At 42.4% G+C, this 17,952-nt stretch carries 10 protein-coding genes; 7 read left to right on the top strand and 3 right to left on the bottom strand.

The window, feature by feature from the left end:
• Positions 1–123: 123 nt before the first annotated feature.
• From V7K53_RS19390 to V7K53_RS19380, 3 genes are all read left to right on the top strand, one after another.
• Positions 124–2,790, top strand: coding sequence for a PAS domain S-box protein (locus V7K53_RS19390; RefSeq protein WP_335199099.1), 2,667 nt, complete (start codon positions 124–126; stop codon positions 2,788–2,790).
• Positions 2,791–2,999: 209 nt separating this feature from the next.
• On the top strand, positions 3,000–4,187 hold the full coding sequence (locus tag V7K53_RS19385) for a glycosyltransferase family 4 protein (RefSeq protein WP_335199097.1): 1,188 nt from the start codon (positions 3,000–3,002) through the stop codon (positions 4,185–4,187).
• A 1,036-nt stretch (positions 4,188–5,223) separates the two neighbouring features.
• Positions 5,224–6,273 carry a cyanophycinase gene (locus tag V7K53_RS19380; RefSeq protein WP_335199096.1) on the top strand — a complete coding sequence of 350 codons (1,050 nt, stop codon included), beginning with the start codon at positions 5,224–5,226 and terminating at the stop codon, positions 6,271–6,273.
• 715 nt (positions 6,274–6,988) lie between these two features.
• Here the strand turns inward: V7K53_RS19380 and V7K53_RS19375 are convergent.
• Positions 6,989–7,492, bottom strand: a complete 504-nt coding sequence (locus V7K53_RS19375; protein ID WP_335199170.1) for a hypothetical protein — start codon at positions 7,490–7,492, stop codon at positions 6,989–6,991.
• An 804-nt stretch (positions 7,493–8,296) separates the two neighbouring features.
• Between V7K53_RS19375 and V7K53_RS19370 the strand changes: the two genes are divergently transcribed.
• Both V7K53_RS19370 and V7K53_RS19365 read left to right on the top strand, forming a co-directional pair.
• Positions 8,297–8,962, top strand: a complete 666-nt coding sequence (locus V7K53_RS19370; RefSeq protein WP_335199094.1) for a phosphoribosyltransferase — start codon at positions 8,297–8,299, stop codon at positions 8,960–8,962.
• 326 nt (positions 8,963–9,288) lie between these two features.
• Positions 9,289–10,026: an SDR family oxidoreductase gene (locus tag V7K53_RS19365; RefSeq protein WP_335199093.1), complete on the top strand. Its 738-nt coding sequence runs from the start codon at positions 9,289–9,291 to the stop codon at positions 10,024–10,026.
• Positions 10,027–10,248: 222 nt separating this feature from the next.
• Here the strand turns inward: V7K53_RS19365 and V7K53_RS19360 are convergent, their stop codons facing one another.
• Entirely contained in the window at positions 10,249–11,526 is a 1,278-nt protein-coding gene (locus V7K53_RS19360; protein WP_335199092.1) for a sulfonate ABC transporter substrate-binding protein, read from the bottom strand.
• A gap of 555 nt (positions 11,527–12,081) precedes the next feature.
• On the opposite strand from V7K53_RS19360, the gene V7K53_RS19355 reads away from it, so the two are divergent.
• Positions 12,082–12,750, top strand: a complete 669-nt coding sequence (locus tag V7K53_RS19355; protein ID WP_335199091.1) for a cadmium resistance transporter — start codon at positions 12,082–12,084, stop codon at positions 12,748–12,750.
• A 103-nt stretch (positions 12,751–12,853) separates the two neighbouring features.
• Here V7K53_RS19355 and V7K53_RS19350 read toward each other — a convergent pair whose 3' ends face one another.
• The gene (locus V7K53_RS19350; protein WP_335199090.1) at positions 12,854–15,070 is read right to left on the bottom strand and encodes an FUSC family protein; all 2,217 of its coding nucleotides are present in this window, start codon (positions 15,068–15,070) and stop codon (positions 12,854–12,856) included.
• Positions 15,071–15,695: 625 nt separating this feature from the next.
• On the opposite strand from V7K53_RS19350, the gene glgP reads away from it, so the two are divergent.
• A complete protein-coding gene (gene glgP / locus V7K53_RS19345; protein ID WP_335199088.1) occupies positions 15,696–17,909 on the top strand; it encodes an alpha-glucan family phosphorylase in 2,214 nt (737 codons plus the stop codon).
• Positions 17,910–17,952 lie beyond the last annotated feature (43 nt).

The raw sequence follows: 17,952 nt of genomic DNA, 5'->3' as shown, positions 1-17,952 counted from the left end.
GCTGTCAACAGCAGCCTCAAATGAGTTCCAGGCTGCTGGCAGGTTAAACAATCCTTGAGTGTGCCTCTAGTGCGGGATTTCTAACAGAAAAAATGATAATTTATTGTAGAAATTCAAAACGTCATGAGCCGCAAGCAGCCCCAAGAACAACTCTCTGAGGCAGAGCAAAAGTATCGTACTCTCGTAGAACAAATTCCCGGCGTTGTTTATGTCTCACCGATTAATGACACTACAAAAGTTGCTTATATTAGTCCACAACTGCAACAATTATTAGGCATTGCCCCTGAAGACTGGAATTTTGGTTTCTTTAATAGTTGGTTAGATTACACTCATCCAGAAGATCGCGATCGCGTTTGGCAAGCTGTAAATACTACAATTGCCACGGGAGAGCCTTTCAGTGTCGAGTATCGGATGATTAGGCGCGATGGCAGAATAATTTGGGTACGGGATCAAGCCAATCTCGTTCTCGGTATCGATGGAGAAACTCAGGTACTTCAGGGTTTAGTGTTTGATATAAGCGATCGCAAACAAGTAGAAGCTGCACTGCAAGAGAGCGAAGCGCGTTCTCGTGCCATCCTCGAAGACCAAACGGAACTGATTGCTAGAGGCTTACCAGATGGCACTTTTACCTTTGTTAATGAAGCTTACTGTCGATTTTTTGGACTGGAGCGAGACAAAATTATCGGTCAGCACTACGAACCTGTTGTGTTTGAGGAAGATCGGGAACGTGTGTTTAGTCTGGTAAATTCTATCAGCTTAGAAAATCCTGTTATCACCATTGAAAATCGTGTCGTAGCTTGCCAAGGGGTGCGGTGGACGCAGTGGATTGTTCGAGGGATATTTGATGACCGAGGTGCGATTGTAGAACTTCAATCTGTTGGACGAGATATAACTGACCGCAAACTCGTAGAACAAGCTTTAAGTGAAAACGAGCAAAAATTCCGGGCGATCTTCAATCAAACCATTCAGTTTATGGGATTGCTTCAGCCGAATGGAATAGTATTAGAAGTCAACCAAACAGCATTAGACTTTGCTGGGATTAATCGCGAAGAAGTAGTTGGCAAGCCTTTTTGGGAAGCAAAATGGTGGACAATTTCCTTAGAGACACAAGAGCAACTAAAAACTGCGATCGCAGCTGCTGCTAATGGTGAATCTATTCGCTATGAAATTGACATTGTAGGTCGAGATGGTCAAGCGATCGCGATTGATTTCTCACTGCGTCCCATACTTGATGAAACTGGGCGCGTGACACTACTCATTTCTGAAGTAAGAGATATTACTGAATATAAAGTCGCGCTTCAGGAACGCCATAAAGCTGAAGAGGCATTACGCTCAAGTCAAGACTTTTTACAAAAGGTTGCTAACACTGTACCGCATATTTTGTATCTGTTTGACCTTTTAAAAGGAACAAGCATTTATCTTAATGAGAAAAGTGTAACTATTTTAGGCTACTCTCCAGAGGAATTTTGTAACGCAGATCCGCAGTGGTTCATGAATTGCTTTCATCCAGACGACAGACACCTCTGCTATGACATCCCAAGTCGCTTTGTTAACCTTAAAGACAATGAAGTACTTTCCACTGAATACCGATTCCGACACAAAAATGGAGAATGGTGTTGGCTAAATACACGAGAAGTAGTATTTGCCAGAGATGCTAACGGCACTCCAACGCAGATTCTTGGGTCGGTAGAAGACATTAATACTCGTAAAGAAGCTGAAGTGATGTTGCGACAGCAAGCAGAGGGAGAACGGCTAATTACTGAAGTAACTCAACAGATTCGACAATCACTGAATTTGGAGGAGGTTCTGAATACAACAGTCAATAGTATTCGCCAGTGTTTGGGTTCAGATTCCGTAGCTATCTACCAGTTAGAATCTGACGGAAGTGGCAATTTTGCGGCGGAATCACTGAGTGATAACTATCCTCAGAGATTAGAACTGACAATGCACCCATTTTCGCTCAACCAAGATTTTAGCTACTATTACCAGGGATTACCTAAAGTCTTCCATGATATTCAGGAGTCTGATTTTTCAGCCGATCTTTTTGAGTTATTACGACTTTATCAGATTAAGGCTGCCGTAATAGTGCCGATTTTGAATGGAGAGCATCTGTGGGGTTTACTCATTGCTCACCAGTGTGCCGCACCTCGTTATTGGCAAGCATTTGAAGTTAATTTGTTGCAGCAATTGGCAAGTCAGGTAGCGATCGCTATTCATCAATCAGTACTTTACCAGCAAGTGCAAGCTGCCAATGAAGAATTACAAAGATTAGCTACCCTGGATGGCTTGACTCAAATAGCCAATCGCCGCCGATTTGATGAGTATCTTGAAGCTGAGTGGCAACGACTCAAACGCGAGCAACTTTCACTGTCTTTAATTTTGTTAGATGTCGATTTTTTTAAACTCTACAATGATACCTATGGTCATTTAGGAGGGGATGATTGTTTGCGGCAATTAGCAAGTGCCCTCAAAAATATTATTAAGCGTCCAGCTGATTTAATCGCTCGTTACGGTGGAGAAGAATTTGCTATCATTCTGCCTAATACAGAGATTCAAGGAGCAATCTGTGTAGCTCAAACTGTTCGACAAGGAGTCCGCGACTTAGCCATTCCCCATGCTCAATCTCGCGTGTGCGATCGTGTTACCGTTAGTCTAGGCGTTGTTAGCATTGTGCCAAATGCTGGAATTTCGCCGCCAGACTTGATTAATGCAGCAGACAAAGCACTTTATGTAGCCAAACAGCAAGGACGCAACCGAGTTCATGCCGTTTCCGTCATTATCCCTTCTTGACACCTGGTTGCGAGAGGCTCAATTGTTCTAATTACGAATTATTACTATACCTTGCTTTCTATCTTTAGCTTACAGTCGATCGCCTTTAACAAAATCACTGTTAAAAAATCTAAAAATTTTAGTAAAAGTACTCACTACATTGGCCAGACTTATATTTTTAGGTAAATGTAGTTTGTTAGATATTTATAAAGTGTTGGGGAGTCTAGTAGATGAAGATACTGGTACTGAGTTGGGAGTTTCCACCAAGGATTATTGGGGGAATTGCGCGGCATGTGGCGGAGTTGTACCCGGAACTGGTAAAGCTAGGGCATGAAATCCACCTGATTACAGCGGAGTTTGGTCACGCGTCGATGTATGAGGTTGTTGAAGGAGTAAACATACATCGCGTGCCAGTGGCATATAGTAACGACTTTTTCCACTGGGTAGTCAATCTCAACTTGAGTATGGGAGATCACGGTGGTAAGTTAATTTTAGAAGAAGGCCCCTTTGATTTAATTCATGCCCATGATTGGTTAGTCGGAGATGCTGCGATCGCTCTCAAGCATAATTTTAAAATACCACTAATTGCCACAATTCATGCTACTGAATACGGACGATATAACGGTATTCACACAGATATCCAAGGTTATATAAATGGCAAAGAAACCTTGTTAGCTTACAATGCGTGGCGGATTATTGTTTGTAGCGACTATATGCGCCAAGAAGTAGAACGAGCGCTACATAGTCCTTGGGACAAAATTGATGTCATTTATAACGGTATCCGAGCCGAAAAGAAACAGCATCACATCGATTTTCATGCTCTGGATTTTCGCCGCCAATTTGCCGCAGACGAAGAGAAAATAGTTTACTACCTCGGTCGTATGACCTACGAAAAAGGTGTACCTATACTACTTAATGCTGCACCCAAAATACTTTCCCAAATGGGAGGTAACGTGAAATTTGTAATCGTTGGTGGCGGCAATACTGACCATCTCAAGCGCCAAGCCTGGGATTTAGGAATTTGGCATCATTGTTATTTTACCGGTTTTCTCTCCGATGAATACTTAGATAAATTTCAAACTGTTGCTGACTGCGCGGTTTTTCCGAGTCTTTACGAACCCTTTGGAATTGTAGCTTTAGAAAGCTTTGCCTCTCGTGTACCTGTAGTAGTTTCTGATACTGGTGGTTTTCCCGAAGTGGTGCAACATACCAAAACAGGTATTGTCACTTGGGTGAACAATCCCGATTCTTTAGCTTGGGGAATTTTGGAAGTGTTGAAAAATCCAGGTTATCGCCAATGGCTGGTGGATAATGCTTATGAAGATTTAGAGCGACGCTTTAGCTGGCCGAAATTAGCCAAGCAAACCGAGCATGTATATCAGCGAGTTGTACAAGAGCGATCGCAAATACCGTGGTAATATAGATCCCCGACTTCTTCAAGAGGTTGGGGATCTAAAATTTTATTTTAACTTGCATAAATCCTTAATCAGCCTTTGATAAATCCATAGCTGGCACTGCCTCAATTTCTGAAGTAGTGCAAACTTACACAGCTATTTTTAGGTAAATAGACCAAGGGTAGGGGCACAGCAATGCTCATTGGTGTCAACTTAGAGCCAGGGCGAATAGAATTCGCGGCTATACAAACAAAGTCCGCCTACGCGGACTAAGAGAAATTAATGTTTTTAACCCGCGCAGGTGGTCACTGAGCTTGTCGAAGTGCGGGTTTCGTCTGTGTAGACGCGGTTTCTAACCGCCCTTTTCACGTTAAGTTGACTGTGCCCTTACGACAGATGTGGTTCAAATACATAAAAATTGCTGTAATCTGATTTTAGATATCATTTTTGGAATTCTGAAATCAGTAACACCAGTAAAAAAGCTAATTCATCAAATATGACTATATGAAAGAAACTGCTCTTTTGGGATAAATTATGAGCTAAAAAAGCTAATGATATTGTTTATTGTGGACTATTTTTACCTTGGGTTCACGCTTCTAGTTTTCAATCGCTAGCAGTTATCAGGAAGAACTGAATGGTGAAAATAATTTAATCGGCGTTCCCAGTTATTCAGCATATTGGGTAACTATTCCCAGTAATTACGGAAGCATCTGGACAATCAATACCTAATCTATTTTAAATTTTATCTGACCAGAATTAAACGCTACAAGCAATGTAGAGATTTTCGCACAGTAACGCAGAGAATTAATGATTACTCTGCGTTATTTTGCGTTAACAAACAGTACAAGACCTGTACGCTGGAAATTCTACCCGATCTAGTGCCACAGTTAAGCTAGTGCGCGTCTCAATTGCACATTTTTCGTTAAGACTGTCCTAAGTCAATTGGTTATTCACAACAACAGATAAATGACTAATGACAAAGGACAAATTTCACGAATAAATAAGCAATTAAAATGCGTCACAGCCTAGCAATAATTGCAGTTTGCTCTAGAAGTTTAGTATGACAAAGGCATTCCCAAGCATAGCAAGGCGCTTGAAAAGTACAGGAATCAAGTTGTTGAAGATGGGAACCTTCCTAATAACCCGTTTTATTGAAAGCTGGAGACGCTTCTTTCTGGGTGACACTGTTGATGTTCGCCCCTCCACCTCTCCCTCCTTTGATGTCCGTCCCTCCTTAGCGGGCCCAGTCCTGAGTTTGGGTGGGGGAGGACCTGATGTCGATGATGCTATCCAGTGGATGATTAACCAAGTTAGAGGAGGTAGTAACTCCAGCACTAAAGTTAATGTTGTAGTTATCCGCACTAATGGTAATCACGATTACAATCGGCTAATTTATGCCATGAGGGGTGTAAATTTTGTGGAAACTCTTCTGGTTAGGGATAGACAAGAGGCAAACAAAGCTGAGATTTATGAAAAAATCCGAAATGCTGATGTAGTTTTCTTTGCTGGCGGGGATCAATGTCAATACATCCGCAACTGGAAAGATACCAAGCTTGAGGCTGCCGTTAAATCAGTTTACCTTAAGGGAGGTGGTATTGGTGGCACTAGTGCGGGTGCAATGATCCAAAGTGATTGTGTTTATGATGCTTGCGCTTCTTCCGAAAAAGGCATTGAAACTAGAGACGCACTCGAAGATCCCTACCGAGACATTACTTTTACTTACAACTTTTTCAATTGGAGTAATTTGAAGGGAACTATCGTAGACACACACTTTGACAGGCGGGAAAGAATGGGTCGAATTATGACTTTCATTGCCCGTCAAATTAAGGATGGTGTATCTAGCAGTGTTTTAGGTATAGCGGTTAGTGAAAGTACGTCGGTTCTTGTGGATAAAAACGGTTTGGTAAAAGTTATGGGTAGGGGTGCAGCATACTTTGTACTTGGCAATCATCTGCCAGAAGTATGCGAACCTCGAAAGCCTTTGACCTTTTCCAATTACAAAATTTGGAAAGTTCGCAGTGGCGACACCTTTAACTTAAGAAATAGACCAACTTCTGGGTACTATCTCAGGAGTGTCAAAAGGGGACGGATTGATTCAAATCCCTATTGAATGGGAGGGCTGATTAATCCCATTTCAAACAGGATTTGTCACGATGGTTAGCGAGAAAATTGTAAGTAGGGGTGACGATGAGATGAACATTTAAGCACTTAAATATCAGTAAAATAGTTCATTTTATCGGCACACTGATAACAAACCAATCAATTTTTAATTGCTAGAACCCTTGATTTTTAAAGCTCTTTGGGGAATGAAACAGCCCTGCTCTTGAGTGGGGAATGATGGACAGGGCTGTTTCATACAGCAGTTTTCTTATAGATGAAGTACAAAGTTACGGGTTTTGAGGCTAGGAAGTAGAAATTTTTTATGTCTGATATTAAGTCTTGTATTTTGTACCTCATCTACTTGAAAATTGTAAGGCTAGATAATCATCAAACATTACACAATTTTTTAACAGAATCACCCTGGATGTAAAAGAATTAAGGAGGCAAAGATTAAATTTGAGATTATATATACTTCAATGTCGCCCAATAATACTAATTATTTATGGGACAAGGGATAAGGAAAAAAGAAATACGTTTCAACTAATACGCCCAACACCTATAACATCTTCTAATTTTGAAAATAGCTTCCAGGAGCTTTTAGCTCACTTAGGTAAGGGAGGGTTAAATAAAAGTAATTTTAGAAAAGAATGTGACAGAACCTGAGCTTCGGTTTTGCTCGGCTCGACCTAGCATATATAAGATTTTGAAAGTAATTTCGGGCAATATTAGGCACTGATGGGTTGTTGTTCAGATTCAATTAACTGATTATTAGGTACATCAAATCTAATAGTACTAGCTGCCCAGTCTTTGAAATCGGGTGCTAGCCAGACTAGCTTACGCAGAATTTCATCATTGACCCACAACACCAAGGGAAACTGAAACTGTTTCCGAAACTCATCTCGCATGATATTGGTACTAATAATCAGTTGGTTAATTGCTACTACAGATTCTAAGCCTCGTACCATCAAAGCTTCGGGTTGAGTACTACCAATTTCACTTGTAATAGCTGTGTACAATTTGTCAGCAGTAGGTGAGAGCAAAATTTCGTGGATATCTGCTGATGAAAATTCTGTTAACAAATTCAACACTTGCTGTTGCTTTTGAACACAGTTGCAACACGCCAATAACAGTGAAAACTGTCCACCAGAAACCATCATCGCCCTTGCCAGCCTCTTAGTGGCTGCTGTGCTGCTAACTGTGCCGTTTTCTGAATTAGTTAAGCCGATCATTAAAAACACCCTTCTTTTGATTTTCAAGCATATTCAGTAATTCTACCCTATTAATTTTTATTCAAAAGTGTTAATTGGGTAACTTTAATGACTTGTCTCTGTAATATTAAGCATTATATAACGAACAAGCAGATGGTGCATTATCTTATATTCACAATTAAGCGATAATGTAAAGATAATATTAACACAATGTCAGTAATAGGGGACAAGCGAAGAATTAACAATTGAATTATCACTGGATTTTCATAGATTTTTGCATCTGCTAGCAAGTAAGTAATTTTTTCTTAAGTCACAGTAAAAAAAATAATCAGTAAAAGTCTAACAGTAAATGTTATCAAGTGGCAAAACTTATAGCAGTTTTCAAACGCACTCCTACTTAAACATTAGGTTTTCCATGTCACATTTCTCTTGTGGTCGACCATAACTTTGCTTCACGCTAACACCAGTTACCTACAGCGGTAAACCCCCTACAGCGAGAGTTCACCCGCGTCACTGGGTCTTCTCAACAAGCCATTTGGGGACCGATATTGAGTGTGGAGTAGTAAAATAGTCTCAGCGCAAGATGCACAAATCTTGTTGCATTAAAGCTAACTCATCCGTTTGATAGAACTGTAGATAGAAGATGTCGCTCCGTTAGTGGAGGACAGGGAATATTTAGCTTTCTAAGATCGATTTAAAACATCTGCAACTATAACAACAAGTTTGGAATTTGCTCAATTGCTCCATTTTTTGAGGTTGATAGCCAATAACAAACTTATGTAAATATTTATTTTTTTTTGGAAACCAATTTAGGAATATCACACCATGCTATTTAAAGATCGGAGGTTTGCGGGTCAAATTTTGGCTAAGGAGTTAAGCGCTTATGCTAACGACCCAAATGTTCTGGTATTAGGGCTACCAAGGGGTGGTGTACCCGTCGCCTTTGAAGTTGCCAAAACGTTAAATGCCCCCTTAGATATTTTAGTGGTACGTAAATTGGGTGTACCCGATCAAGAAGAACTAGCTATGGGAGCGATCGCTTCTGGTGGTGTGCGGATAGTCAATAAATATATTATCAACCTAGTAAAAATATCCGATGAAGTAATTGCCAGGGTAGCGCTACAAGAAGAACGGGAGTTAGAGCGGCGAGAACGGCTTTATCGGGGAAATCGCCCCTTAAGAGATTTGAAAGGACGCACAGTCATCTTGGTAGATGATGGTTTAGCCACAGGTGCAACAATGTGGGCTGCTGTTGTAACTGTGCGAAAACAGCAACCTGCTCAGATTGTGATTGCTGTGCCTGTGTCTGCACCTGAAACTTGCCAAGAGTTGGAAACTGAGGTTGACGAAATCGTTTGCATCTCCAGACCCAGCCCTTTCCAGAGCGTTGGCCTTTGGTACGAAAGCTTTCCTCAAACTACCGATGAAGAAGTCGGCGACTTACTCGCAAAAGCTGCTAAGAACGGTGAAGCAATCCCTCTTGGTATGTAGATAAAGATTAAGTTTATGAGATGGTCTCAACTCACCAACTGAAGTTTTAACGGAATAGAACTCAAACGGCGTGACGATCGCGGTTCGGATTAGTAGTGACCAAGCCCCGTCATAAAGGACGATTGCATTGGTCGGAGTTCCAAGCTTCGTCCAATGCCGTCTTTTTCCCTAGACCCTAGACCCTACGCCCAACTTCATGACGTTGCCGGGATATAAAACATCGATTGAGTATACAAACTAGTTGATATGGTTAAATAATGCTGAGTTCATCTGAAACAGCACCCGATGTTTCACGATCCATACTCAATAATCCCCAGGAATAAACTATGTCTCTTATTGAAAACAAAGTGGTAATCATCACCGGAGCCAGTAGTGGGTTAGGCGAGGCAACTGCCAAGCGACTTGCTGCTAGTGGAGCTAAACTGATGCTGGCTGCTCGACGCGAAGATCGGCTCAAAGATTTGGTTGGAGCGATCGCTAAATCAGGAGGGACTGCAACCTATCAAGTGACTGATGTAGCAGATCGCGCCCAGGTGGAAGCCTTAGCGAAGGAAACTTTGAGTACATACAGCCGGATCGACGTGCTAATCAATAATGCCGGGTTGATGCCGCTTTCTCCACTCGACCAAGTAAAGGTAGAGGAGTGGGATCGGATGATCGATATCAACATTAAGGGCGTTCTCTATGGAATTGCTGCCGTGTTGCCGATTATGCGTCAGCAAAAGTCTGGTCACGTCATTAACCTATCGTCAGTGGCTGGACATAAGGTGTTTCCGGGAGCGGCCGTCTACTGTGCCACCAAGTACGCAGTGCGGGCGATTTCTGAAGGGCTGCGGCTAGAGTCAAATGGTGAAATCCGTTCGACTAATATCTCACCAGGAGCCGTTGCCACCGAGTTGACCACCACGATTACTGATAAAGACGCAGCAGCAGGAATTAACCAACTTTATGAGATCGCCATTGATGCAGATGCCATTGCCCGTGCGATCGCATACGCTATTGAGCAACCCGATGATGTTGATGTAAATGAAATCATCATCCGTCCGACACGTCAAGAACTTTAGATTTAGGCTTAGGGGCTTGCATTCGGCTCAGATGAACTCTCTCACCTACCAGTACCAACAAGACGATATCTTGAACACGCGAGTATAGAATTTCGCTGAAAAAAACTCTGCATACCTCTGCGCTTTCCAGACTGCGGCAAGCTGCAAAAGCATCTACAGTGTCCCTCTGCATTTAAAACGTAACGATTTTAAGCAAAGCTGTACTTAGTTGTCAGTGTCGGATCAATAAGTCCAGTTTTGCTTTGTCTGCAAACTATAGGTTCCATCTTTCACATTTACCCGCTCAGGGATCAGATTTAAATCTCTAAATATATTTGCCTGATGCTGTAGAGCTGTGAGCGATTGGTCGTCAATCGGGATAATGGCGCGTTCGGCACTACGTTGCTGTAAAGTTACGACAATGGATGGATCGATTTCATGGTGTTCTGCCATTCGTTGAACCGCTTCTAATTCCTGTTTCTTAGCCCAAGCTCCAGCTTCGTTTACCTCTTCTAAAATCACCTTGAGTAGGTCGGGATAGTCGCGTACCAGTTCTGGAATTGCGTAGTAATAGGTCGGAACTTCCACGGAGGCTTTGTCACCAAATATGCTCTCTAAGTCTGCAATCGATCTTCCTGGGTAAGTGCTTCGGGCAAGAGTAGCGGTGTAGGGAACCCAAATCACCCAAGCATCGATTTCACCTCGGCGGAATCGGGGCAGCGCTTCCGGTTGTGTCAGATAAACTGGTTCAATATCACTAAAATCGAGGCCGACTTTTGCCAGCGATCGCACAAGCACATAATGGGCGCTTGAGCCTTTGTCAAAAGCGATCTTTTTACCCTTTAGGTCGGCCAGCGTTTGAATCGGTGAATCTTCCGGTACTAAAATCGCTTGACCTTTGGGAGCGGTATATTTTTCCTTAGCCACCCGCACAAATACATGATCCGCCGCTTGAGAGAAAATACTGGCCGTGCCACCACCGCCGCAGAAATCAATCGTGCCGTTGCTGAGTGCTTCTATCAGAGAAGAGGCTGATAAAAAACTTGTCCAGGTGACACTCAGCCCATAAGGTTGCAAACGCTTTTCGAGCAAGCCTTGAGCACGGAGAACTTCCAGATTTGTCATTCCCTCTGGATATCCGATTTTGAGTTGCTTGAGCCGCCGTGCTTGCTCTGCTAAGGGCGTATTGCTAGAGCGATCGGAACGGTTAGAAAACCAGCGATCCAAAACTATACAGAAAATTATCCCCCCCATAAACAGTCCCACAGTTTCCAGTAACTGGATTATGGAGCTTTTGGGTAGTTTAAACTGATTCATGAGAGTGGAAAGCTGATTGCCAGACTCAGAAGTGGCAACAGCATGACTGTCAAAAACTAGAGTCAAGACCAAAATCGAGACAAGTCCAAGGCAAAATCGAACTGCAAACCTGTAGGTAGCCGATCTACGAGTGGCTGATTTGAACGACCGTAAGATGCTTTGACCTGTGCATTTACGCACAAGGTCAATCAAACGGCTAATCATAATGACTCCTTTGTTGATGCTTGCAATGAATGACCCGTTATATACGAGAATACAGCCAGAATGTTAGACTTTTTGGGTCTATTTATTAGAGATGACTTACGCACTATACAAATTAATCATCGTATGCATTTTCCAAAATAGGTTTTTTCAGGCTTTTATCGATCATTTTTTGATTGTAAATACACCCATACTGTAGGGGTAATTCATAAATTGCTCCTACAGTGTGGTTTTTGAAATCCCACCTATTTGGTATTTCTTGTCAATGCCTAATCCCTATTATATATTATTAGGACTTACGTAAATATTTTATATGTATAGTATGTATAGGGTGAGGCATTTAAGAGAAGCGTAGCATAATGCACGATCGCCACTATTAGTATTTTTGCTACGTAATTCTTGTATTATAACTAAGTTGAAGAAATGAGAAGTCGAGTCACACTTGATGCGCGAAACTCGCATTTTCATATTAATATTTCTCGATCTTGTGGGACTGATTTCTCTGGTTAAGCGATCGTTAGTCTCGATCGTCCGATAGGTGTTGAGTGAGGAATGGTGATGGATTGGTTAATTGCAACAATTAAGATTGGGCTAGCTACTGCTGTGGCGACAACGTTTGACGACAATATTTATCTAACTGCTTTCTTCAGTGAGGTTAATCGGACTTTTCGTCCTCAGCATGTTGTGGTTGGTGAGATTATAGGGTTTACGGCATTAGTGACAGTAAGTTGCCTTGGTTTTTTACTCGGTCTAGCAATTCCGTCAACTTGGACTGGTTTACTGGGAATTTTACCGATACTCATTGGTTTAAACAATTTGTTCAACCTGAATAAGGATGATTCAGCTGAAGATAAGTCAGCTAATCTGAAAATAAACTCTAAATTTAAAGGATTTGATTCCAGAAAGCGATCGCTCTGGGACGTAATCCGCGATCGCCAAACCTATCGCGTCTCTGCGGTAACAATTTCTAACGGCGGCAATAATCTTGGGATCTATATACCCCTGTTTGCCAGCAACAGTATTCAAAATCTGGCCGTGATCGTACCTATTTGCTATTTCATTGTTTGCTGCTGGCTTTTTATGTCTTATACTTTGACTCATCAACCCGGTATCGCCTTGGTACTCAGCCGTTATGCTGGCAAGATTTTCCCCTTCGTGTTGATGTGGCTAGGTTTTAGAATTTTGATGGACAGCGAATCTTATCGCCTTTTTCTACCGAACACTTGACTGCTATGACCACTTGTATTAAGTGCTTACGTGCTGACAAAGCAGTTGCGATCGCGCATGGTAAGCGCAATCGGAATTATTGGAAACAAAAAAATATTGAAATTTAATTAGCTAATGTTAACCGTACCATCGCTGAGTGCATAGCAGTCAACCGCCGAACAATCTGATCGATCTCCAAATCTAATATGCTGTAATCAATAACTGCCTGACGAATCGGAGTATGTCCTTGATTGACGGCTAACTCTTCTATTCTGGCTGTACGCAGTGCTTGCAGGTGCGGCTGGATTTTTTGCAGTGTTTCTTCCAAGTCAGGTAAGGGCGGTGGGGGAATTTCCTGCTGTACTGAATCAGCTAACTGCTCCAACCCTAGCGAAATTTGGCGGACAAAGGTTTCTAATTCCGGGAGTGGCACTGTTCCTCGGAAATGTTCGAGATGTACTGCTAAAACTGTCAGGGCGTTAGTAAAACGTCCCATATACAGCAGCAGTGTCATTACTGGTTCTACTAATTCTTGGTGCATTTGGGGTTCGCGCAGCAATCCTTGGAAAGAGGCTTGGGCATTGCCAATTGCCAGTCCAGTTTGTCGCCGTTGACTGATAATGCTAGAGTCACGCTCTTTTGTTCCCTGGTAAACAGCCATCACATCCCGAAAGTATTTGTGACATTCTCGTAGCGCTGTGGCGAGTTGACTGGGTAAACGATCGCGTTCCCAGTTTGGCCATAAAAAGTAATGACTCGCAAAAGCCAGTCCCGCCCCAATTAATGTATTCAACACCCGAAAGCCAGCAAGTTGCCAACTAATAGGATGACCAATATCGATAATCAGTAAGACAAATATTGAGAAGAAAATCACTGAATACCCATAGTTGAAACCGATCAGGGAAACACCAAAAAATACTGTCAGCAGAATAATGATGTCTAATACAGGTTTACTCGCGATCGTTGCAAGTAAGATAGCAGCTAAGACAGCTCCTAAGATTGTCCCGCCAACTCTCTGGAAAAACCGTTTGAAAGTTGCACCCAAGTTTGGTTTCAGGACTAATATAATTGTCAGTGTTACCCAATAGCCCATTGGTAAATTTGTAACGCTGTATAAGATCGCGCCTACAGTTAAACTCACACCAATGCGGAGAGCATGGCGAAAGATTGCTGAGTCTAAGGTAAGGTTTTCTTTGAGTAAACTTAAGAGCGATCGCTGTTCTTCTTCAAATAAAAGAAGTCTATCTATATCTCGTTGACTCATTTTGCTGCGATCTGCCAGAGATTTAGCTGTCTGAGCTGTATATTGCAATTGCTCGATCAGCTTTTTGAGCGTCATTACCAGGTTAGTGAAAGCAACGAGGGTTGTGTAGTCGGTTTCACTCCCAGCAATTGCTTTTCTTTGCAGAGTTTCTTGTTCTTTCAGTGCTTCATAGATGCGCTTGAGATTTCCCAAGTCGATGCTAGCAGGCTTGCGAGATATGACTTTCGCGATGGCTTGAAGAATGACTGATATTTGTTCGAGTGCATCGTCTACTAATTGCTGGATTGTATGATATTGCTGTTGTTGGAAGTGAGTTTCTAGTAATTCTGTTAAGGCAACAACTAAACCAAGCAAGCGATCGCCATCCTGAATTAGCAGCAAAAATGGCTCATTTATCCAACTCCGAGACGACTGTCCAATCCGTAATGTACTTAAAGCAGTGCGTGCTGTTTCTAATGCTTTTCTAATTTCGAGAATATTTTCAGATGTTGCTACTTTACCTACAAATGCCTGAATGTAGTTGGCGATTGCACTGAAACAGTCAGCCAAAGCTAGCCGTATTGGATCGTAAGGTCTAAAAGGCCACATTACTAAGGAGAGTAACATTGCCCATCCACCTGCAATGAGACATAGCAGCGATCGCATGAGTGCAACTTCCAAGTTTCCTGGCTGTGCGATCGTAGTAATAAATGATATCGCTACTACTAGTCCGACATTGGCACCAGCATTACCGTACAGTGACGCAAAACCGGAAGCAAGTCCCCAGAGAAGTGTCAGCACTACAGCTAGTACTGGAACTTGAGCGACTAAAGTACCCACAAATACTGAAGCAGCTATTCCCAAAGTAGCCTGTGCCATTGTCTTAGCTTTGATTTGGTAAGGGCCACCAATATTCGCTAAGTTGACAAAGTGAGCCATTAAACCAACCAATAGTCCGCTTTCTCTTTGGTTAATGAGTTGCCCAATTAGCATGGGAACTCCTAATGCTAATACAGCTCGTAAGCCGTTAGATATTGCTGGTTTTCCTGGCTCTGACTGGAGCAGAAATCTGAGGAAATTACTTCGATTCAACTGCATTATTTTTGTTAACAAAAATAATTTCTCTCAGAATTATCTTAATATTTTGATGTATTCAAATTTATTCTAATTGATGGTGAGCAATTAAGAGCTTTTACAAAAAGTGAATCTTAAGATACATATTTTGCCACTTTATAATTCATTTTCAATTATTCGTTAACAGATATGAGTTTTATCGTGGATAACGGCATGATTGCCATGATTATCGGATAAAAAGCATTATTATGATGCAAATAGCTGTAGTTAAAAATTGACTATTATCAAGACATATAAATAACTTTAGTTGCTGATTGTAAAAAACTAAATAAATATTTACAATAAAATAGAAAAAGTAAAATAATGTCAACGAATTTGATAGAAAAAAATATTAAATCTGTCCAAAAGTAGAGATAATTTTTAGAAGACGAAAACAATAAAAACCATTTACTTGGATAAGGTTTGATGTCGAGAAACTGTTCCAACTTCAGGGGAGAATTCAGCACGTGAAGGCTCCGGTGTTATAAACCTGAAGAGTAAATAAAAGGGACTGGGCATGGGGCATTGGGCATTGGGCATTAGTTTCGCCTAGTCCCCAATCCCCATTCTCCAATAGAGAAAAAGTTAAGCGCGAGGACATAGATTTAGTATGGCTAATAGCAGTGCAATCACCGCAGCACGACACTTGAGTGAAAAGTTACCTTCACCGCTCAAGCGTTTGGCAGATTTGGCTTATAACTACTGGTGGAGTTGGAGTGGCGATCGCATCTCCTTATTCCAAACAATTGATCCCCAAGAATGGGAACGCTGTGGGCATAATCCAGTTGCAATTTTAGAGTCGGCAACTTATGAGCGTTTGACGCAATTAGCAGAAGACCCATTTTACTTAAAGCAGATATCCGCCCTCGCGCGTGAGTTTGACCAATACATCAACCAGCAAGATACTTGGGTCAGTCGAGTTGCACCGCAAGTATCTGCATTGCATCCTATTGCTTACTTTTGCGCCGAATTTGGCATTCACGAATCTCTACCCGTTTACTCTGGCGGCTTGGGAATTCTCGCCGGGGATCACTTGAAATCATCATCAGATTTGGGTGTGCCGTTGGTTGGTGTTGGCTTGTTGTACCGCCAAGGTTATTTTCGGCAACGTTTGAACCGCCAAGGTTGGCAAGAAGATTATTATATTGACAACCCTTTTGGACACATGCCCCTGGAGTTAATTAAAAATGAGCAAGGGGAATCGGTGACTATCGAGTTACAAGTTCGCCAGCGGGTTGTGAAAGTGCAAATCTGGCGAGTGCAAGTTGGGCGAGTAACCTTATATTTATTAGATAGCGATCGCAATGATAACGATCCCATTGACCGCTGGCTAACGGGACACCTATACGGCGGTAACTTGGAAACCCGCATCGCCCAAGAAGTGGTTTTGGGAATTGGCGGTGTTCGCGCCCTACACGCCTTGGGAATTGAACCTTCTGTCTATCACCTCAACGAAGGACATGCTGCATTCTGCACCTTAGAAATTGCCCGCTTAGAAATTGAACGGACTGGTAAATCCTTCTACGACATTGAAGCCAAGGTGCGGAACAGTTGTGTATTTACCACCCATACCCCCGTTCCCGCCGGTCATGATGTCTTCTCTCCCGATTTAATAGATTCCTTCTTCGCCAGCTATTGGCCGCAATTGCGACTTTCCCGCGAGCAATTTTTGGCATTGGGTGCAAGACGACTGGGCGATCCTTGGGAACCCTTTGGGATGACCGTTTTAGCATTGCGGATGTCGCGTGCTTGCAATGGCGTGAGTGAATTACACGGTCAAGTTTCTCGTAAAATGTGGACAGTTCTCTATCCGCAGCGATCGGAAGACAAAGTGCCAATTGGTTACATTACCAATGGCGTTCATGCACCCACTTGGACTGCACCCTTGTTAGGTGACTTATATGATGAATATTTGGGAGAAGACTGGAAAAATCGCGCCGTCGATCCCAAGATGTGGGCTAAAGTTGACGAGATTCCCGACGAGGAATTGTGGTCGCGGCATCTCATCCTCAAAGAAAGATTGATTGCCTTCACCCGTTATAAGGTGAAGAAATCACGGGAGTTGCGTGGCGAAAATCATCAACTCATTCAAGCAACAGAAAAATTACTCGATCCCAATGTATTGACCATTGGATTTGCCAGACGCTTCAGCCCTTATAAACGCGGCGATCTGATTTTGCGTGATGCCCAACGCGCACTGAAGATTTTTGGTAATGCTCAACGTCCAGTACAAATTATCTTTGCAGGTAAAGCGCACCCAGCCGATGAAGAAGGTAAGCGGATTATCCAACGCTTGATGGAGTGGTGTCACAATTCCGGGATTATCAACCGAGTCGCCTTTATTGAAGATTACGACATTTATACTGGTCAAAAATTGGTGCAAGGTGTGGATGTTTGGTTAAATAATCCCCGTCGTCCTTTGGAAGCGTCTGGTACGAGTGGACAAAAAGTCTGCTTCAACGGCGGTCTTAATTGCAGCGTTTTGGATGGCTGGTGGTGCGAAGGCTACCAAACAGGGCCCGATGGTAAAGGAATTAATGGTTGGGCAATTGGTGAAGATGCTCATACTAGCGATCAAGAACTGCAAGATGGGATTGATTCGCGATCGCTTTATCAGCTGTTAGAAGAAGAAATCGTTCCTCTATACTATGACCAAGATGCCAAAGGCATTCCTCACCGTTGGGTGCAAATGATGAAAACGTCCATTAAGACAAATGCGCCGTTATTCAATACCGACAGGATGATTGCCGACTACGTTTCACAGGTGTATGTGCCAGAAATTTCTAAGAGTGTGGAACCGATTTTAGCTAAAGTACTGCTTTAGAGAATTTCAGTTTCCTGGTTAAATAGAGGGGCGAGTTTTCTGC

The organism is Nostoc sp., from assembly GCF_036917355.1.
GTDB lineage: Bacteria > Cyanobacteriota > Cyanobacteriia > Cyanobacteriales > Nostocaceae > Nostoc.
Note: the sequence above shows the minus strand (reverse complement) of the source record. Positions and strands in the feature narration are given on the sequence as shown.